The sequence below is a fragment of the Roseovarius sp. MBR-78 genome (assembly GCF_040547535.1).
Lineage (GTDB): Bacteria > Pseudomonadota > Alphaproteobacteria > Rhodobacterales > Rhodobacteraceae > Roseovarius.
Window position 1 is genome coordinate 1 of sequence record NZ_JBEPPX010000040.1, and the last position, 16,688, is coordinate 16,688.

Consider the following 16,688-nt stretch of genomic DNA (forward strand, 5'->3'; position numbering starts at 1 on the left):
TCAGGCGTATGCATTTTTCTCTTCGTCATTATGGATCGTCTCTCTCGTCATGCGATCCACCTTAACAACTGGTCCGAATTTTCGCGACCACCTATACCACGCGGCCGAGTCCAATACCCGGCTGCGCAATAGCAAAGCACAACGGCGGCATGATCCAGTCACATCACCCCGGCCGCATGGGGCAGGATGAATGGCGCGTCGCCGGGCGGCGTTGCGCTGACGCGCAGCGGGCAGTCATAGACCGCTGACAGAAGGTCAGAGGTCATCACCTGCGCCGGCGCGCCTTGCGCCGCCACGCACCCCTGCCGCAGAACCACCATGGCGTCGGCAAATATCGCGGCAAGGTTAAGGTCATGCAGCACGCAGATCACGCCGCCGCCGTCCGCCGCGAAATCGCGCGCAATGCGCATCACCACAAGCTGCTGGCCTATATCAAGGCTTGAGACCGGCTCGTCGAGAAAGAGCCAGTTCGCGCCGCCGCCCGTGCCGCGCGGTTCCCAGACCTGCGCCAGCACGCGGGCCAGTTGCGCGCGTTGCTGCTCGCCGCCCGAAAGATCCTGATAGAACCGATGCACCATATGCCCGAGGCCGACGCGCTCAAGCGCGCGCGCGGGCAGGTCCGTCCGCGCGGCATGAGGCCCGGCCAGATGGCCGAGGCGCACCACCTCGATCGCGGTGAAGGGAAAGGCCAGCCGGGTGGCCTGCGGCAGCACCGCCCGCCGCGACGCCAGCGCCGCCGCATGGCGCGGGCCCACCGGCAGATCGTCAAGCGTGATCCGCCCCGCCGCCGAGATCTCGCCGGTGAGCGCGCGCAAGAGCGTCGTCTTGCCAGAACCGTTCGGCCCCACGATGGCCGTCACCTGCCCCGGCTGTGCCACCAGATCGATGTCCGACAGCACGGACGTGCGGCCCAACATCACAGCCACTCCTTCGGCCCGCAGCGTCATACGTCCACCAGCCCGCGACGCCGCAACAATATCCAAAGGAAAACCGGCGCGCCCAGCACGGCGGTGACAATACCGATGGGCAGTTCTGCGGGCGCGATGACCAGTCGCGCGATCATATCTGCACCCAGCAAAAGGCTTGCCCCCAGAAGCGCGCAATTGACCAGCAGCGGCCCGTGATCGGGGCCAGTCGTCAGCCGCAGGAGATGCGGCACCACGATGCCGACAAAGCCGATCCCGCCCGACACTGCCACCGCAGCCCCGGTTGCCCCGGCCACGGTCAGGATGGCAAGCGCCTTGAGCCGCTGCACGTTGACACCAAGGTGCAGTGCAGTGGCCTCGCCCAGGGCCAGCCCGTTCAGCCCGCGCCCGAGAAAGGCCGCGCCCGCCAGCGCCAGCACGATGATGGGGGCCGCCGTGGCCAGCTTGGCCCATGTCGCGCCTGCCAGCGAGCCAAGCCCCCAGAAAGTGAGATCGCGCAATTGCTGATCATCGGCGGCGTAAACCAAGAGCCCCGACACCGCGCCCGAGAGCGCCCCGAGCGCGATCCCCGCCAGAAGCATCGTCGCCACCGAGGTGCGCCCGCCGCGCGTGGCCACCGCGTAGAGCAGCAGCACCGAGGCCCACCCCCCGAGGAAGGCCGCAAGCGGTACGGTGTAAAGACCAAGGACGGCCTGAAACGCGGGTGGCAGAAGCCCGCCCAGCACGATGGCGGTGACCGCGCCCAGTCCCGCACCGGCGCTGACGCCGACAATGCCCGGATCGGCCAGCGGATTGCGAAACAGCCCCTGCATCACCGCGCCCGAGACCGCAAGCGCTGCCCCCACCAGCACGCCCATGACAATGCGCGGCAGGCGCACCTCCCACAGGATGACCCGTGCGAGCGCCTCGTTCTCGGCCCCGCCGGTCAGCATGCCCAACAGTGACACGCCCGAGGCCCCGGTCTCGAGGCTCAGCACACAGCTCACCACAAGCAGCAGCGCCAGCCACAGATGTGCGGCGCGCGCGCGGCTGCGACGGTCCGGCGCCTGCACCACGCGCAGCGGTTCAGCTTGGGTCAGCGTCATCGCCTGCCCCGGAAGCGGCATAGAGTTTGGCATGAAGATCGCGCGCCGCCTGCGCCGTGCGCGGCCCAAATCCCAGAAGATAGAGCCCCGGCATCCGGACCACCGTGCCGCTTTGTGCGGCGGGGGTGGTGCGGATCGCGGGCAGCGACAGGAGTATTTCGTCCTCGACCACATGATCGCCGCCACGGGTCATCATCAGGATGGCATCGGGCGCCGCGGCGATCACCGCCTCGTCGGTCATCTGCTTGTAGCCGTCAAATGCGGTCACCGCGTTGACCGCCCCGGCCATCTTGATGATACCGTCCGCCTGCGTATGCTGCCCGCCCGCAAGGATGCGGCCGCCCCGAAGGCTGAGGATGAAGAGTACGCGCTTTCGATCTTTGGGGGCGATTTCGGTGGTTGCGGCGCTCGTCGCCTCAAGGGCGGCGCGGGTCTCGTTGATGAGCGCCCTGGCGCGGTCCGGCACGCCAAGTGCCTCTCCCACAATCGCGATCTTTTCGAGAATGCCGGGGCCGTCCTGCGCGTCGGGCACCGGGATGAACGGGATGCCCGAGGCGTGCAGCACGGCGATGGTTTCGGGCGGGCCCGCATCTTGCATAGCGAGGATCAGATCGGGGGCCACCGATAGCACCCCCTCCGGGCTAAGCGCGCGGGCATAGCCCACATCGGGCAAGTCCATCACCACGGGTGGAAAAGTAGACGAGGTGTCGCGCGCAATAAGCCGATGACCTTGCCCAAGCGCATGGATGATCTCGGTCACCGATCCGCCGATTGACAGCACGCGACCTTCCCCTTGCGCGAGGGCGGGCAGCGCGCAGAGCGCCGCGCTCGCCACCCCATGCGCTAATATCGCGCGGCGGGTAAGGGCGGCACGGCGGGTCATGCGTCCACCGCCATGTCCGCATCGGGCAGGCCTTCCACCATCGCGGCGAAATCCGCGCGGTGATCTCCCGTCTCCTTGCGCAGGCCGAAAACCTGAAAGATCAACCCGCCCTCGGCATCGAACGCCTCGACCGAGGTGGTGGGGCCTTCGCGGGTCTGTTTCTCGACCGCCCAGACCTCGGCGATGTGATCGCGGCGCAGGTGCAGGTTGAAGCCCGGATCCATCACGTTCTGCCACGGGCCCATCGGCTTGAGCGTGTTGACCGGGCCGGAATGGATCTGGATGCAGCCGCGATTGCCGACGAAGACCATCACCGCGATGCCGCTGCCCGCAAGCGTGTTGAGCATGTCATCCACTGCGTCCGGTGCGAGCGCGCGAACGAACGGGGCCCCGGCGATGCGGTAGGCACCAAGGCGGTTCATCCTGAGCTTGGATGTCAGGCGCAGGAACTGATGCGTGTCGGTCATCCGCCGCCATTCGGCGCGCAGGGCCTCGGCCTTGTCGGGGCGGGCCTTGGCGGCCTCGGTCGGCTTGCGCGGTGCAAGCGCGAGCACCTGCCCCTGATCCGGTAGCGCGAGCGAGGCGCGCAAGCCCTCCCACGCGCCATGATGCGAGCCGTCGCGCAGGATGATCTTGTGCACCGCGTCGCCCGCCGCGTCGAACACCTGAAGGCTGCGGCGCGGGCCGGTCTCGGTCTCGACCATGAAGGCGTGGCACCAATGCGCCGGAAAGATTCGCAGGTCGATTGCCTCGTTCAGGATCATCGCCGCGTGATCGCCGGAGTGGTAATTGGCGTATTCCCCGATCTTTTCATGCACGCATGCCGCGTTGCGCGTCAGCGCCATGACCTCGCCCAAAGCCTGCGCCGCTCCCATCACCGCATCGGGATGCGCCTTGATCCGGGTCACGCCATTGCCGCAGGAAGCGGCAATCAGCGCAGCCTCGGGCAGGCCGAGCGCATCGGCCTGATCGCGGGGGCGCATCTGCGGATTCTCTGCGCGGAAGGCGCGAATCGTTTCGGGAGACGGGGTATCAGTGACAGCCATGCCGACCTCTTTTCTGATGTGTAAAGGGATGGCTGCATCGCGCGGAGGCGACGTGGCTGAGGGGCGGGATTTAACCTGCACCCTTATCTTGACTCTTTTAGTCATAAAACAGTATCGAGTGCAAGAGCCTGATCCCGAAAGGATTGGCCGCAAATGAAACGCCGTGCCAGCCCGCCGCAAGCACACCGGTGAAAACCATGTGTTTGAAAATGGAAGGGAACGACATGGCACGACAGTCACGACGAATTCTGATGGCATCAACCGCGCTGTGCCTCAGCTGGGCGCTGGCCGCACAGGCACAACAGACGGGTGCGGAACCGGATACCGGGAGCGGAACGCAAGACACGTTTCGCCTGCCTGACATCCTGATTTTCGGAGCTGCGCGCGATGAACGCGCACTGCTTGACACCCCCAATGCCGCCAGTGTCGTGGGCGAAGAGGCGATCCGCCGCCGCCAGCCCTCAACCTATGCCGACATGCTTGACGACGTGCCGGGGGTGACCATCGAGGGCGGGCCGCGCGGTGTGAGTCAGGAGGTCAATATCCGCGGCTTCCAGGACGAACAGGTGGTGCTGCGCTTTGACGGCGGGCGGCAGAATTTCAACCTCGCGCATCGCGGGCGGTTCTTTACCGATCCGATGATCCTCAAACAGGTCGAGGTGCTGCGCGGCGGGGCCTCGACGCTTTTTGGCTCGGGCGCGCTTGGCGGCGTGGTCTTTGTCGACACCAAGGATGCGCGCGATGTGATCGAACCCGGCAAGACCGTGGGCGGCGAGGTCAGCCTCGGCTACAATTCCAACGGCAACGAATGGAAATACGGGGCCACGAGCGCGGTGCAGCAAGGCGCGTTCGACGCGCTGATCTTTCTGGCGGGCCGCGACCGGGGCAGCGATCTGGAGGATGGCGGGGGAAATGACATTGTCGATAGCGAGATCGACAGCGAGAATTACCTGCTGAAGTTCGGGTTTGAACCGACGGACGGGCTGCGCCTGGAGGCCAGCTATCAACGTTACGAGGACGCGGGCGTCACACCGCCCAACACCAATGTGCAGGGCACACCCACCACCCGCGTCAACCGCGATCTGACGCATGAGCAATTCCGCGTCGGGTTGGACTGGAAACCGGCGGGCAACGACCTCATCGACCTCAAGGCGCTGTTTTATTACAACGATACCGCGGTGCGCGAAGATCGCATTTTTGACGGGCGATTTGACACCACGGATTTCGAAACACGGGGCTTCGAGATCACCAATATCTCGGAATTTGACATAGGCGTGCCGGTGGCGTTCGCCTATGGGTTCGAGATGTTCGAGGACAAACAGGTCGGCACCCGAAACGGTGCGGCGCGCGCCCAGACGCCCGATGCCGAACAGCAATTCTACGCCGCGTTCGCGCAGGCTGATTTCAACGTTTCGCCTGTGCTTACGCTGACCGCCGGGTTGCGCTATGATGTGATCGACACCAATCCCGAGGGCGGGTTCTCCAGCCGGTCTGACGAGGAGTTTTCCCCAAAGCTGGCACTGTCCTGGCGACCGACGGAAAACACGCAGGTCTTTGCCTCGGCGTCGCGGTCGTTCCGCGCGGCGTCACTGACCGAGATGTTCCCGCAAGGCGTGCATTTCATCGCCGGGCCCGGTTTCCCTCTCGGCGGGCCGGGGGCGCCGTTCTTCACCGGGGTAAACGAATTCCTGCCGACGCCAAACCTGTCGCCGGAAACCGCGGATCAGATCGAAATCGGAGTGCGCCACCAGATGACGAGCGTGCTTCGCCCCGGTGATCGGCTCGACCTCTCAGGCAATATCTACTATGCGCAGGTGGATGATTTCATCGACGCTGTCGTGACCTTCATCGACCCCGCGACAACGGCTTTCAATCCGATCACAGGACGGCTGGAGGTGAGCGGCTCGACCACGTCGCGCAATATCGACGCCGAACTTTACGGGCTGGAGGCCAGCGCCGATTACGATGCCGGAACATGGTTCGGGCGTGCCTCGCTGACCATACCGCGCGGCGACGGGCGAAATGGCGCGGGCAAGCTCGGTTCGATCCCGCAGGACCGACTGGTGCTGACGGGGGGCGTGCGGCCCGCACCGGAATGGGAGCTTGGCGCGCGCGCCACCTTCCTGCGCGAGCTTGATGAGGGCGACCTTCCTGACGGAACCCTTGCCGTGGACGGGGCCGAGATCTTCGACATTTTCGCCAATTGGCAACCACAGCGCGGAGCGCTGGAAGGCACGGTGATCAGCGCGGCCATCGACAATGTTTTTGACCAGAACTACCGCGTGCATCCCAATGGTCTCAACAATCCCGGCGTGACGGCACGGTTTGCAATTTCACGCCGGTTCTAAGACCGATAGGCCCAAGGTCGGCGCGCCAAGGCGTGCCGACCAGGCACAGCTTGGCCATGGCAGGCGTTTCTTTGTGCGCCCCCGGCTTACAGGCGAACGATGTGATTGTCCCAAGAGAGGCTTTGGCGTGACAGAACCTGCGTGTTATTCCCGTTCAGCGCCAGCACCCCGCCCAGCCCGTCGCTGAGCAGGAAGCCACCCGCGCGCGGCGCAAGCCCGCAGACATCGGCGCGCGACACCGCGCCAATGAATCGCCCCTCGGGCGAAAAGCGGTGCAGGCGTCCGCCGCGTGGCGAGGTGATGGCGACCTCTGTGCCGTCGCCACCGACGGCCACGCTTCCGGCATAGCCCTGCATCGCGATCTCATCTGCAAGCGGGGCCTGCGCCAGGATAGGGTCTGATCCGCGCCGGTGCAGGCCAAGAAGCGGTGGCGCGGCACCGTCCTCACCCTCCCATTGCATGGCAAAGGCCAAAAGCCCGTCGGTGCGTAGTGCTAGATGGCGGATCGAGTTCTGGTGCAGCGCGCGGTCAAGCGCGATCTGTTCCAGCATCTCGCCTTCAAGATCAAGATAGCAGAGGTTTGGGCGCATCGTGTCGATATTGAGCTTGGTTCGATCACCGGGATCGGTGGCGATGCCGCCATTGGCCACCGCCAGGGTGCGGCCATCGGGCATCAGACGTATGTCGTGTGGCCCGATGCCCCCGCTGGAAAATTCGCCAATGCGCCGATACCCCGCCGCCACGTCCCAGACGCCGATCCGGCCAGCGCTCGTGTCGCTGTCTTGTTCGGCAGTATAGAGCCGCGTGCCCGCCATCGCGTAGCAGCCGTGGCCGTTGAAATGCCGCCCATTTGGCGGGGTCAGGCGATGGCGCACCTGCCCGCTCACGCAGTCGATCACCAGCGCGAAGACACCCGGACGGCGGGCAAAGGCCACCGCCTCAGCGCGGATCGGATGGCCTGCGCCCGCATGGCCGCGCGCGGGCAGGGGAATGGCGAAAAGGCTCTGGCCGTCCCTGTCCAACCCGTGCAGCGCGAAACCGCCAGACACGTCGCGCGCTGCCGCCAGATAGGCGGGGTTGCCCGCCGCCGCCCAGCCAAGATGGGGCGTGGCCCCGGTGGCCAGAAGCGCGGCAAGAAAGGCGCGGCGTGTGGTCATTGTCTCAATCCCCATCCTGTGCGTTGAAACCCGGCGCAATTCCAAGGCGGGTGCCGATCTCCTCTGCAATGGCCTCGTGCAGGCCTTGGAGCGCCTGTTGTAGCACCTCGACGCGCAGCCGCGCCTGCGGGTCGGTGATATCCTGAAAGGCCGGATCCTTGATCACGTCAGCAGCGGCGCCGATGCGCGCAAGCGCGGCGTCGCTTCGGGGCAGATCCCAATCGGCGAGCGCCGTAGCCAGACCATGCGCCGCCCGCGCCGCAAGCCGCACCTGCCGCAGACTGCGGCCCGAGCGGCGCGCCTCGGCCAGTGCCGGGCGGGGGCGATCAAACGTACCCATGGGCAGGCCAAGCCGTTTTTGAATTGTGAAGTCCAGCCCGCTGATTACCTGCGTGTAAAGCGCGCGCATCGCCTCATCCTCGCTCAGGAATGTGGTGTTGCCGGGCGCGCCCGCGGCTCGCAACACTGGTGCGTAATCGTCTGCCCAGGCCGACGACAGCGCCTTGGCCTGCGCGGCCAGATCAACGGCGATGGTGGTGATAAGGGTGCAGGTATAGCTGCCCTGCGCATAGGCCATGAAATCCGGATCGAAAAGCAACATATCCAACGCGAACAGGCCCCGCGCGGCGATGGACACATCGCCATAGTCTTGCGGCCTATACGCGATCGGGTCTGTCTCGGCGATCATCCGCGCCAGCGTGCGCTGTGTGAATCCGCGCGGATCAGGCCAGAAGGCAACCGACAGCGCGCCGGTTTCCGACGGCCCCAGCCGCAAATCGCCTATGGCCATCCAGGCATCAAACGCGGTGTGGAACGCAGGGCGAAGCGAGGCGGCGCGGCAATCCTGCGCGGCGGCGTCAGAGAGGCGACCCGCCGCCGCCTCGAACCGGGCAAAGCCGGGCAGGATATGGGTATTCAGTGCCTCTTCCACCCCGGCGTGGGCGGGGACGGCAAGGCTGAGCGTGAGGATCAGGGCAAGGCGCATATCAAAGGCTTTCCAGAAATCGGATCAGGGCGGCGCGGTCCGCGGGCGGCATCGTGACAACCCGATCGCGGGTTGTTTGCGCCTCGCCACCATGCCAAAGCACCGCCTCCAGCAAGGACCGTGCGCGCCCGTCATGCAGGAAATAGCTGTGGCCCGAGACGGTTTCGCTCAGACCGATCCCCCAAAGCGGCGGCGTGCGCCATTCCTGGCCACTGGCGCGCCCCTCGGGGCGGTTGTCGGCTAGCCCCGCGCCCATGTCATGCAACAGCATATCGGTATAGGGCCAGATCAGCTGAAACGAGGCCGGGTTGTCGCTCGCAATCCGATGCGTCACATGTTTGGGCCGGTGGCAGGCGGCGCAGCCGGTATCATAAAACACCTCGCGTCCGCGCAGAACCTGCGGCGCGCCCACGTCGCGGCGGGCAGGCACGGCAAGGGTGCTACTATAGAAGGTCACCAGATCAAGCGCCGCCTGGTCAATTTCGAACCCGCCCTGTTCGGGGTCGCCACCATGGATGGCGGCGCGGCAATCGGTCTGCGCGTCGGTGCATTCGCCCCAGCCCGCCGGATGGATCGGGTTGGAGATGCCAATATCGCCGGCAAAGGCGCTTGCCGTCTGTTCCAGCACCGTGGGATTGCCCGCCTTCAGCCCGAACCGCCCCAGCATCGGTTGATCGTACACATCGGACCAGACAATCTGCGGGCGCCCCGAGATGCCATCGCGGTTCGCATCCTCGGGATCGGCAAGTGCCAGGATGTCTTCGGCCGGGATCGCCTCAAGCAGGCCCATGCCGATCATCTGCGGCGCAACGCGGGGGCTGAGCATCGCGTCGGGGTGCAGTGGGCCATAGCCCAGATCGGCGGCGCGGTAGGTGGGGCTGCGCAGATGCGCGACCTCGTCGCCTGAGAGGGGCATCTCGATTTCCTCATAGCTGACGTCAAGCCGGTATTCCGGTGCATGGCCGGGCAGGCTGAAATCCTGCAACTGTGCGCCATAGGTGGGATCGGGGGCGGTCGGATACGTGCCCGCGATATAGGCTTCCAGCTGCGACGGCTCCGGTGCCGGGATCGAGATGCGCAGAAACATCGACACGGCGCTGTCCTCGGGGCCTTCGGGTGGGTGGCCGCGCCCGTCCTTGAGGTGACACCGCTGGCAGGAACGCGCATTGTAGAGCGGGCCAAGCCCGTCCGAGGCCAGTGTCGACGCGGGCGGAGAAACCCAGATGCGCCGGAAAAGCCCGTTGCCGACGCGGAAATCCAGTTCCTGCTCGAAGGTCAGGTTCGCGGCCGGTTGCGAAAACGCATCGGCAGTATCGCGCGGACGCACTGTCTGCGCGCCGCCAGAATTTTCCTCGAACGGCCAGGGGGCCGAGAAATCGTTGGGCAAGGCGGTCACGGCGTCAACACGCGCGCGCTCGGCCTTGGTGCGGGGGATGATGTCGAGATGGACATCAGTGAGAGGTTCGGCAGCGGTCATGCCCGCGCAAACTCCGGCTGTGCCGACGATGGCAAGGATCAAGCGATATGGCTTCGATTTGGGCACAGGCATGACCTTTCTATTCCCTCTCAGAATGCATAGGCGAGTAGGGCACCGATTGTATGCGTTTCGTCGCCCCCCTCGTCGCCATAGCGATAGGCGAGCGCGGCAGTCAGTCCGTCCACGACCTCGATCTCGCCCGAAACCGTGGCCAGGTGATCCTGCGGCAGGGTATCAACATCGCGCAGCGCATAAACGGCAGAGAGCGTGACCGGCCCGACCGGGGCCTCGATGCCCAGGGTGGCGAAGGTAGCGCTGTCGGCGGTGCCGTCGAAATGATCGAAATAGGCCAGTTCGGCAAGCAAGGTGACAGGCAGCGCGCCGTTTGCGACTTCATGGGTGATGCCGCCCACGATACCGGTCTGGTCGTCGGTGTCGCCGATGCCGCGCTCCTGCGACTGCACGGCAAGGTTATAGCCGGTCGCCCCAAAGCTGCCCGAAAGGGCGATGGTAAAGGATTCCGCGCCGTTGGTATTGGATACGCCGCCATCGCTGCGGTTGGTGCGCCCGCGATTCTCGCCAAGCGATTCGCTAAGCACGCTGCGATCTGCGGTAAACAGCGACAGGCTAAGCTCGTGCTCGCCGTTGCCGGCGGCGAAGGGGATCACGAAGTTCGCGCCGATCTTTTCGGTGATCTCGTAATCCTCGGCGAAATCGACACCGTAGATACCCGGGGCCACATCCCAGGCGGTGCCGAATGCAGGGTTGAACTTGCCAAGCACCACCTGCGCCGCGCCGAAATCATGCGCGAAATAAAGCTCTTCGGCGTAAAGGCCGTGATCTTCCAGAAAGCTGTCCGAGGTGGGCGCGGTGATCTGTTCCAGAACCAATGTGCTGTTGATCGAGGTTTGCGAGGTGAAAGCGAACGACAGCGCACCCTCGATGGTGGCGAAGGTGTTGTTGGTCTCACCGCCGGGCGCGGAGGAATCGACCGTGAAATCGCTTTGCAGTTCAAGCGAGAATTCAGCCGAAAACGGCGAGGTTGCGTTTTGCGCGTGGGTCGCCGTCGCGCAAAGCGCCGTGCAGGCCGCGAGCGTCGCAGATAGGGTTTTCATCACTGTTCCTTTGTTCGTTTCTGGGTGGTGCTTATTGCATCACCCGTGTTTGTTACGTGATAACATACCTAGCTGCAAGCTGGGTTGCACTCCGCCGGGTTTGACGGCGGACGAGTCATTTGGATTGATACGGCCTCTCGTCACTGGTTGATCGGGTGTTCTCTCTGTCGGTCGCATAGCGCTCGAACAAGTGCAGGACGGCATCCCGTTCCCTGCGTTCCGCACGCAGATTTGAAACCCTCTTACCGATATCGGCCGGAACGGGCGGTGCCCCCACTGCGGCGAGCATCACCATGCCGTATCCGCCATGTCGATTGCAGCGGAAGCCGTAGAACCCGGTAACCGGCAACCCCACCTCGACGCGGGGCGTGTTGAAAATGCTCACCGGCGCCACGCCTTCGGGCCATATTTGGGGTACCGAGTGAACGGTATGCTGCGCCAGAGAATTGAAGAAAACGATGCCCCCGCCAACGTCAAGCATGACCAGATCAGGGACAAAACGAAACATGCCGGTCGCGGCGGTTGCCTTGGGATCGGTCAACTGCTTCACCGAAACGGTCTGCACTGCCGCATGGGCATCAAAGGGTCGAGCAAGAGCAAGCCCTGAAATGACCATGCCTGCGGCAATCACGGAGCGGCGCGAAAGAGCGCCCGCGCCGTTACCAGAAGTTCCGGCACGCAGTTTCACTGAAACACCGCCGAGGGATTGTCGAGGCTGTCGGAGCCCTCGAATTCAAGACCGCCAAGGTCGAGCGCCGCGACGATCCGCTCGATCGAGCGGGTTTGCGCAATGAGGGCATCAACCCCGCCCATGATAAGCCGCTCGCCCGCCGCGTTACCGCGCTCGAGCATCATGTCATAGGCAAAGCCTGCCTCGGCGGCGGTCTTGATCCGGCCAAGCGCCAGCATGGTGTCGTCAAGCCGGGCGCGCATTTCGACATCGAGGGACGCATCCACACCTGCCACCAGATCGGCCAGCGACGGCCCCGAGACCAACGTTCCGTCGATCCGCACATACTCGCCGTGATAGACGCTCCGAACCCCCATCCCGTCATAATAATGGCTGTTATGGGTGTTGTCGGAAAAGCAGTCATGCTCTTCCTCAGGGTCGTTGAGCATCAGGCCAAGCCGCATCCGCTCGCCCGCCTGCTCGCCGTAAGACAGGCTGCCCATGCCGGTGAGGATCGCGGTTAAACCCGCCTGTTCGTCGGCGGTGACGTTGGCGCGAGCCGCGCCGCCCTCCTGCCATTGTGCGACCATCCATTCGAGGTCCGACACCAGAAGGTCGGTCGCGGCCTTGAGATACTCTGCCCGGCGGTCGCAATTGTCGTGCGCGCAGGCATCTCCCTGCGCATAATCCGTCCAGGGGCGGTTGCCCGCGCCTTTCCCGTGCCCGTTCAGATCCTGCCCCCAGAGCAGGAATTCGATGGCGTGATAGCCGGTGGCGACATTGGCCTCGACCCCGTCAGCCTCGTGCAATTGACCTTCCAGAAGCGCGGGGGTGATGTGGCTTGCATCAATCTCTTGCCCCGAGAGGATGAAAACGGGGTTGGCAATGACGTTCAGCGCAGCAAGCTGGTTGGCATCCGACGGCCCGCCATAGGCCCCTTCGACATAGTCGATCAACCCCTCGTCAAGCGGCCAGGCATTCACCTTGCCTTCCCAGTCATCGACGATGGCATTGCCAAAACGGTAAACCTCGGTCTGCTGATAGGGCACGCGGGCCCGCAACCAGGCGCCGCGCGCCGCGCTCAGCGCCTCGGGCGACGGGTTTGCAATCAGGCTGTTCACAGCGTCTTGCAGGGCGCGGGCCGTTGTCAGGCTGTCCTCGTATTTGGCAGCGGCGAGATCGGCGTAATGGTCAAGCACGTCGCCCGCGCTTTGCGCCGACGCGGCCCCGGCCAACGTCAGACAAAGGGAAGTGGTGGTAAGAAAAAGGCGGGTCATCGTGATGTCCTTTGGGTCATGTCAGGTTTGGATAGGGTGTTCGGCCAGCGGGCTTGGGTCTGCGACAGATGATCAAGACAGAAATCCAAGCACAGGCCAGTGCCATGCGACACCTCAAGACCCGCCAACAGAATTTCATCCCGTGGTACCGTGTCTTTTCGTGGCTCATAGTTTGTCATGAATTCAATACCTTACTGGCCTTCCCTAGCAGACTCCGATTCCTAAGTAAAATAGTCGGAATAGTCAATAGCTGATTTAATTACTAAGGTATGCCTGGTCCGCAAATCGCGTCTGTGTGATGCTGGATCGTGAACTTGCAAGTTGAAATCGCGACGAATTCGACCGTCAGAGATAAACTTGACTCTTTTAGTTTCATCGACATATCAGGGTCATGATCGCACCGCCTATGCCGGTGCGCGGCACAATCAGACACTGCCAGCCTTGCGCCAGCCATGTGGTTTTCCCTCGTCTTGAAAAGAGTGAGGAGCAAGGGGCAGATGATGAATATCAGGTCGACTTTCAAAAGCGGTGCCATCACCGCCATCTTGTGCGCCGGGTCTGTATCTATCGGCTTGGCCCAAGCGCGCGAAGACAGCACGCCTGCGCAACTCGACCTGACGCTCAATATGGTAAGCCCAACGGACACCGGGACCTGTCGGCTGACATTCGTGATCCTCAACGGGCTTGGCTCGGATATCGAGAAGCTGGTGTCGGAAGCTGTTCTGTTCGATGCTGCGGGGCGCGTCACACGGATGACGCTGTTCGACTTCGGCGCGTTGCCCAAGGGGCGCCCGCGTGTTCGCCAATTCGACCTTGCAGGTCTGACCTGTGACGCGCTCAGCACGGTTTTGATCAACGGAATCGACACCTGTGAAGGGGCGGGAATCACGCCGATGACTTGTCTCGACGGGTTGCGCCTTTCGACCGAAACAGAAGTCGAGGTGACGGGATGAGCGGTGTTAGCGCTTTGATCGACCATCTGCGCGGGCTTGTCGAGACGGGCGGGCCGGTGATTGCGATCATCGGCGCGCTCTCGGTGGCGACGCTGGCGGTGGTGCTTTACAAGCTGTGGCAATTTCGCGCCTCAGGCGTGGGGCGACACCACGCGTTGCGCGCCGCCGTGGCGGAATGGGACCGGGGCGAAGCGCATGACGCAAGGCGCACGCTCATGGGGTCGCGCAGCTATCTCGCGCCGGTGATCGCGCGGGCCTTTGACGCAGGCGAGACGGTGAATACAGTCACCATTCGCCGACTTGAGGCAGAGGCCGAAAAGCGGTTCACCCACCTTGAACGCGGCTTTCGCTTTCTCGACATGGTAGCACAGGTCGCGCCCCTGCTGGGCCTGTTTGGCACGGTTCTGGGCATGATCGAAGCGTTCCGGGCGCTGCAATCGGCGGGGGCGCAGGTCGATCCGTCGCTCTTGGCGGGCGGTATCTGGGTGGCGCTTCTGACCACCGCTGCCGGGCTTGCGGTGGCGATGCCCGCCTCGGTCGTTCTGTCGTGGCTTGACTCGCGGATGGTCGCCGAGCGGGCACTGGCGGACCATGCCCTGAGCGTGGTGTTGCGACCCGATCATAACGCCAACACGCACGCGGCTACCGCCCCGGTACCGCAGGGCCGGGTGGTGCCCGCAGGTGCGTGATGCGGGCTTTCGGCGGCGGCGCCTCTCGCTTACCTCGCTGATCGACGTGATCTTTTTGCTTTTGCTTTTTTTCATGCTGTCCTCGACCTTTTCGCAGTTTTCCGAGGTTGAGCTTAGCACCCAAGGCGCGGGCCAGCCGGGTGCATCCCAATCACAGCCAATTTTCGTGCAATTGCGCGCCGAAAGCCTGCGCGTGAACGCACGCAAGGTGACGCTTGCGCAGTTGCAGAATGCGGTCGTGCCCCTGATCGAGGGTGGCGAAACCCGCGCGCTCATCAGCACCGACGCGGATGTGACGGCACAACGGTTGACCGATCTCTTGCTGGCCTTGCGCGGCATTGAGGGGCTCTCGGTTCAGGTGCTGGTGCCGTCATGAAAACGCCCACTCGCCGCAATCGGCCAGAGCCGACGATCCCGCTGATCAATATCGTTTTCCTGATGCTGATCTTCTTCATGGCCGCCGCCACGCTTGCGCCGCCGCTCGACGGTGATGTGCGGCTGGTGCGCACGGCTGATCTGGAGGGGCGCGCCCCGCCCGATGCGTTGGTGATCCACGCCGACGGGCAGCTGATGTTCCGCGGCGCGGGGCTGCCGGATGCCGCCGCCTATATCGCGACGCTGCCTGATGCGGGGCGCGAAACCGTGCGCATCGTGCCCGATGCTGATTTGCCAGCGCCAACCCTGCTTCGGCTGGGCACCGCCTTGCGCGCGGCGGGTGCAGGGCGGGTGGTGATGGTGACCGAACGGGGGCTGCAATGATCCGCATGTCGCGCGCCGTTGCATTTGGTTGCGCCGCGTCGGCGTTGGCCTTGCACGTGATCGCATTGTGGGTAAGCGCCCCACGCCCGAAGATCGAGATCGAGGGTGGGACAGGCGCGGCCGAGGTGGCGCTTGGCAACAGTTTCGCCGACATGGTGGCGGGCGTGGCGCAGCCCGTATCAGAGGCGACCGTGACGCCGAACCGGCAGGGAGAAGCCGAAACTGAACCGGTCGCGTCGGACGTGACCCGACGTTCAGAGCCGTCGCAGTCAAGTCGGCCTGTCCTGCAAACTGCCCATACGCAGCGACCAAGCGATCGAACGCAGGCCATCCTGCCCGAGATCGCGTCAAACGCCCCCGATCCGATTATCGCTCAATCGGTCACCAGATCCAGAGACGTTCCGGCCATCGGTGCCATGGTGCCGACGGCTCCGGTCGCACCGGATAGCCTTACCTCTGCCGAGACGGTGATCACTGGCGTGCAGGCTACACCCACTTCTGTGCCCACCCCCGGTGATGTCGTCGAAGCCAATCCAAAGCAACAGAACGGCCCGCGGATCTCGAAACGCCCGCAAGCACGCCCGCGCGAATTGGAGTCGGCTGCCGTCGTTCACCATGAGCCCGCACGGGCAGCGGTGCCGCGCCCCACCAAGGGCGGCAACGCAAGCCGCGATGCCCGGCGCGGCGCTGCCACCGGGCGCGAGGCGGTTAGCACCGCCCGGCAGGGACGCGACAGCGCAAGCCAAAGTGAGGCACAGGGCAATGCGGCCGTCAGCAATTATCCCGGCCTCGTCATGCGCCACCTTGCCCGGGTGCCGCGCCCGCGCGCCGATACCCGTGGTGCGGCGTTGGTACAGTTCACCATCGCCGAGGGCGGTGCCCTCGCCTCTGTCGATCTCACCCGTTCTTCCGGCTCAGACCGCTTTGACCGCGCAGCACTTGATATAGTGCGACGCGCGGCCCCCTTCCCGGCCCCACCCCGCGCGGCTCAGCGCCGTTTTTCTGTTCAGATCAAAGGGCGATAAAAAACGCCGCTTCACCGTAAGGCGCGCATCGCAACGCTATTTCATTCGGTGGCGTTGGTGTTCCCAATGTCATAAATGCAACTCTCTACCCGAATGTCGCATTGCCCTCCAATCGGCTCTGCCTCAATCGGTGGGGTGGAGGGGCAGCATTCGGACTCTGAGGAGTTCTGGTCCGGCGTGGCCGTACATTGCGCGTTTAGAGGTGGTCCTGCTTTTTCGACCAGTTTGCAGCCCGGTTAAGGTGGATCAGGGTTTTACATCAGGCTGCCATTTTCACGGGTTCGGTTTTGCTG

General features: G+C 64.2%; 16 protein-coding genes. 6 read left to right on the top strand and 10 right to left on the bottom strand.

The window, feature by feature from the left end; translation table 11 throughout:
- Window positions 1–158: 158 nt before the first annotated feature.
- The 4 genes from ABIE58_RS18885 to ABIE58_RS18900 are packed head-to-tail and all read right to left on the bottom strand — an operon-like array spanning window position 159 to window position 3,940.
- On the bottom strand, window positions 159–947 hold the full coding sequence (locus ABIE58_RS18885; protein WP_502950120.1) for a heme ABC transporter ATP-binding protein: 789 nt from the start codon (window positions 945–947) through the stop codon (window positions 159–161).
- A complete protein-coding gene (locus ABIE58_RS18890) occupies window positions 944–2,011 on the bottom strand; it encodes a FecCD family ABC transporter permease (RefSeq protein ID WP_354546205.1) in 1,068 nt (355 codons plus the stop codon). Before ABIE58_RS18890 ends, ABIE58_RS18885 begins: the two co-directional genes overlap by 4 nt.
- The gene (locus tag ABIE58_RS18895) at window positions 1,992–2,894 is read right to left on the bottom strand and encodes a heme/hemin ABC transporter substrate-binding protein (RefSeq protein WP_354546206.1); all 903 of its coding nucleotides are present in this window, start codon (window positions 2,892–2,894) and stop codon (window positions 1,992–1,994) included. Before ABIE58_RS18895 ends, ABIE58_RS18890 begins: the two co-directional genes overlap by 20 nt.
- Window positions 2,891–3,940, bottom strand: a complete 1,050-nt coding sequence (locus ABIE58_RS18900; RefSeq protein ID WP_354546207.1) for a hemin-degrading factor — start codon at window positions 3,938–3,940, stop codon at window positions 2,891–2,893. Before ABIE58_RS18900 ends, ABIE58_RS18895 begins: the two co-directional genes overlap by 4 nt.
- A 251-nt stretch (window positions 3,941–4,191) precedes the next feature.
- Between ABIE58_RS18900 and ABIE58_RS18905 the strand changes: the two genes are divergently transcribed.
- Complete coding sequence (locus ABIE58_RS18905) at window positions 4,192–6,288, top strand: TonB-dependent hemoglobin/transferrin/lactoferrin family receptor (protein WP_354546208.1); 2,097 nt, start codon at window positions 4,192–4,194, stop codon at window positions 6,286–6,288.
- 86 nt (window positions 6,289–6,374) lie between these two features.
- Here the strand turns inward: ABIE58_RS18905 and ABIE58_RS18910 are convergent, their stop codons facing one another.
- The 6 genes from ABIE58_RS18910 to ABIE58_RS18935 all read right to left on the bottom strand — a co-directional run bounded on the left by ABIE58_RS18910 (window position 6,375) and on the right by ABIE58_RS18935 (window position 12,969).
- The gene (locus ABIE58_RS18910; protein WP_354546209.1) at window positions 6,375–7,445 is read right to left on the bottom strand and encodes a DUF1513 domain-containing protein; all 1,071 of its coding nucleotides are present in this window, start codon (window positions 7,443–7,445) and stop codon (window positions 6,375–6,377) included.
- 4 nt (window positions 7,446–7,449) lie between these two features.
- Complete coding sequence (locus tag ABIE58_RS18915) at window positions 7,450–8,430, bottom strand: imelysin family protein (protein ID WP_354546210.1); 981 nt, start codon at window positions 8,428–8,430, stop codon at window positions 7,450–7,452.
- 1 nt (window position 8,431) lies between these two features.
- Window positions 8,432–9,907 (bottom strand): di-heme oxidoreductase family protein, encoded by a 1,476-nt coding sequence (locus ABIE58_RS18920; protein WP_354546211.1) that lies wholly within the window; start codon window positions 9,905–9,907, stop codon window positions 8,432–8,434.
- 89 nt (window positions 9,908–9,996) lie between these two features.
- Complete coding sequence (locus tag ABIE58_RS18925; protein WP_354546212.1) at window positions 9,997–11,022, bottom strand: hypothetical protein; 1,026 nt, start codon at window positions 11,020–11,022, stop codon at window positions 9,997–9,999.
- Window positions 11,023–11,137: 115 nt separating this feature from the next.
- Complete coding sequence (locus tag ABIE58_RS18930; RefSeq protein ID WP_354546213.1) at window positions 11,138–11,710, bottom strand: cupredoxin domain-containing protein; 573 nt, start codon at window positions 11,708–11,710, stop codon at window positions 11,138–11,140.
- Entirely contained in the window at window positions 11,707–12,969 is a 1,263-nt protein-coding gene (locus ABIE58_RS18935) for an imelysin family protein (protein WP_354546214.1), read from the bottom strand. The genes ABIE58_RS18930 and ABIE58_RS18935 overlap by 4 nt, the downstream gene beginning before the upstream one ends.
- Window positions 12,970–13,421: 452 nt before the next feature.
- On the opposite strand from ABIE58_RS18935, the gene ABIE58_RS18940 reads away from it, so the two are divergent.
- The 5 genes from ABIE58_RS18940 to ABIE58_RS18960 are packed head-to-tail and all read left to right on the top strand — an operon-like array spanning window position 13,422 to window position 16,395.
- The gene (locus ABIE58_RS18940; protein ID WP_354546215.1) at window positions 13,422–13,922 is read left to right on the top strand and encodes a hypothetical protein; all 501 of its coding nucleotides are present in this window, start codon (window positions 13,422–13,424) and stop codon (window positions 13,920–13,922) included.
- Window positions 13,919–14,611, top strand: a complete 693-nt coding sequence (locus ABIE58_RS18945; RefSeq protein WP_354546216.1) for a MotA/TolQ/ExbB proton channel family protein — start codon at window positions 13,919–13,921, stop codon at window positions 14,609–14,611. The genes ABIE58_RS18940 and ABIE58_RS18945 overlap by 4 nt, the downstream gene beginning before the upstream one ends.
- Window positions 14,604–14,987 carry an ExbD/TolR family protein gene (locus ABIE58_RS18950; protein ID WP_354546217.1) on the top strand — a complete coding sequence of 128 codons (384 nt, stop codon included), beginning with the start codon at window positions 14,604–14,606 and terminating at the stop codon, window positions 14,985–14,987. Before ABIE58_RS18945 ends, ABIE58_RS18950 begins: the two co-directional genes overlap by 8 nt.
- Window positions 14,984–15,370 carry an ExbD/TolR family protein gene (locus tag ABIE58_RS18955; RefSeq protein WP_354546218.1) on the top strand — a complete coding sequence of 129 codons (387 nt, stop codon included), beginning with the start codon at window positions 14,984–14,986 and terminating at the stop codon, window positions 15,368–15,370. Before ABIE58_RS18950 ends, ABIE58_RS18955 begins: the two co-directional genes overlap by 4 nt.
- Before the next feature lie 56 nt (window positions 15,371–15,426).
- Window positions 15,427–16,395, top strand: coding sequence for an energy transducer TonB (locus ABIE58_RS18960; protein WP_354546219.1), 969 nt, complete (start codon window positions 15,427–15,429; stop codon window positions 16,393–16,395).
- Window positions 16,396–16,688: the final 293 nt, after the last annotated feature.

What these genes read in the sequence shown, in the direction of transcription:
- ABIE58_RS18895 (WP_354546206.1), bottom strand. Translation starts at nt 2,894, where the DNA reads ATGACCCGCCGTGCCGCCCTTACCCGCCGCGCGATATTAGCGCATGGG.
- ABIE58_RS18955 (WP_354546218.1), top strand. Translation starts at nt 14,984, where the DNA reads ATGAAAACGCCCACTCGCCGCAATCGGCCAGAGCCGACGATCCCGCTG.
- ABIE58_RS18940 (WP_354546215.1), top strand. Translation starts at nt 13,422, where the DNA reads ATGTGGTTTTCCCTCGTCTTGAAAAGAGTGAGGAGCAAGGGGCAGATG.
- ABIE58_RS18925 (WP_354546212.1), bottom strand. Translation starts at nt 11,022, where the DNA reads ATGAAAACCCTATCTGCGACGCTCGCGGCCTGCACGGCGCTTTGCGCG.
- ABIE58_RS18890 (WP_354546205.1), bottom strand. Translation starts at nt 2,011, where the DNA reads ATGACGCTGACCCAAGCTGAACCGCTGCGCGTGGTGCAGGCGCCGGAC.
- ABIE58_RS18935 (WP_354546214.1), bottom strand. Translation starts at nt 12,969, where the DNA reads ATGACCCGCCTTTTTCTTACCACCACTTCCCTTTGTCTGACGTTGGCC.
- ABIE58_RS18905 (WP_354546208.1), top strand. Translation starts at nt 4,192, where the DNA reads ATGGCATCAACCGCGCTGTGCCTCAGCTGGGCGCTGGCCGCACAGGCA.
- ABIE58_RS18945 (WP_354546216.1), top strand. Translation starts at nt 13,919, where the DNA reads ATGAGCGGTGTTAGCGCTTTGATCGACCATCTGCGCGGGCTTGTCGAG.
- ABIE58_RS18920 (WP_354546211.1), bottom strand. Translation starts at nt 9,907, where the DNA reads ATGACCGCTGCCGAACCTCTCACTGATGTCCATCTCGACATCATCCCC.
- ABIE58_RS18885 (WP_502950120.1), bottom strand. Translation starts at nt 947, where the DNA reads ATGACGCTGCGGGCCGAAGGAGTGGCTGTGATGTTGGGCCGCACGTCC.
- ABIE58_RS18900 (WP_354546207.1), bottom strand. Translation starts at nt 3,940, where the DNA reads ATGGCTGTCACTGATACCCCGTCTCCCGAAACGATTCGCGCCTTCCGC.
- ABIE58_RS18910 (WP_354546209.1), bottom strand. Translation starts at nt 7,445, where the DNA reads ATGACCACACGCCGCGCCTTTCTTGCCGCGCTTCTGGCCACCGGGGCC.
- ABIE58_RS18915 (WP_354546210.1), bottom strand. Translation starts at nt 8,430, where the DNA reads ATGCGCCTTGCCCTGATCCTCACGCTCAGCCTTGCCGTCCCCGCCCAC.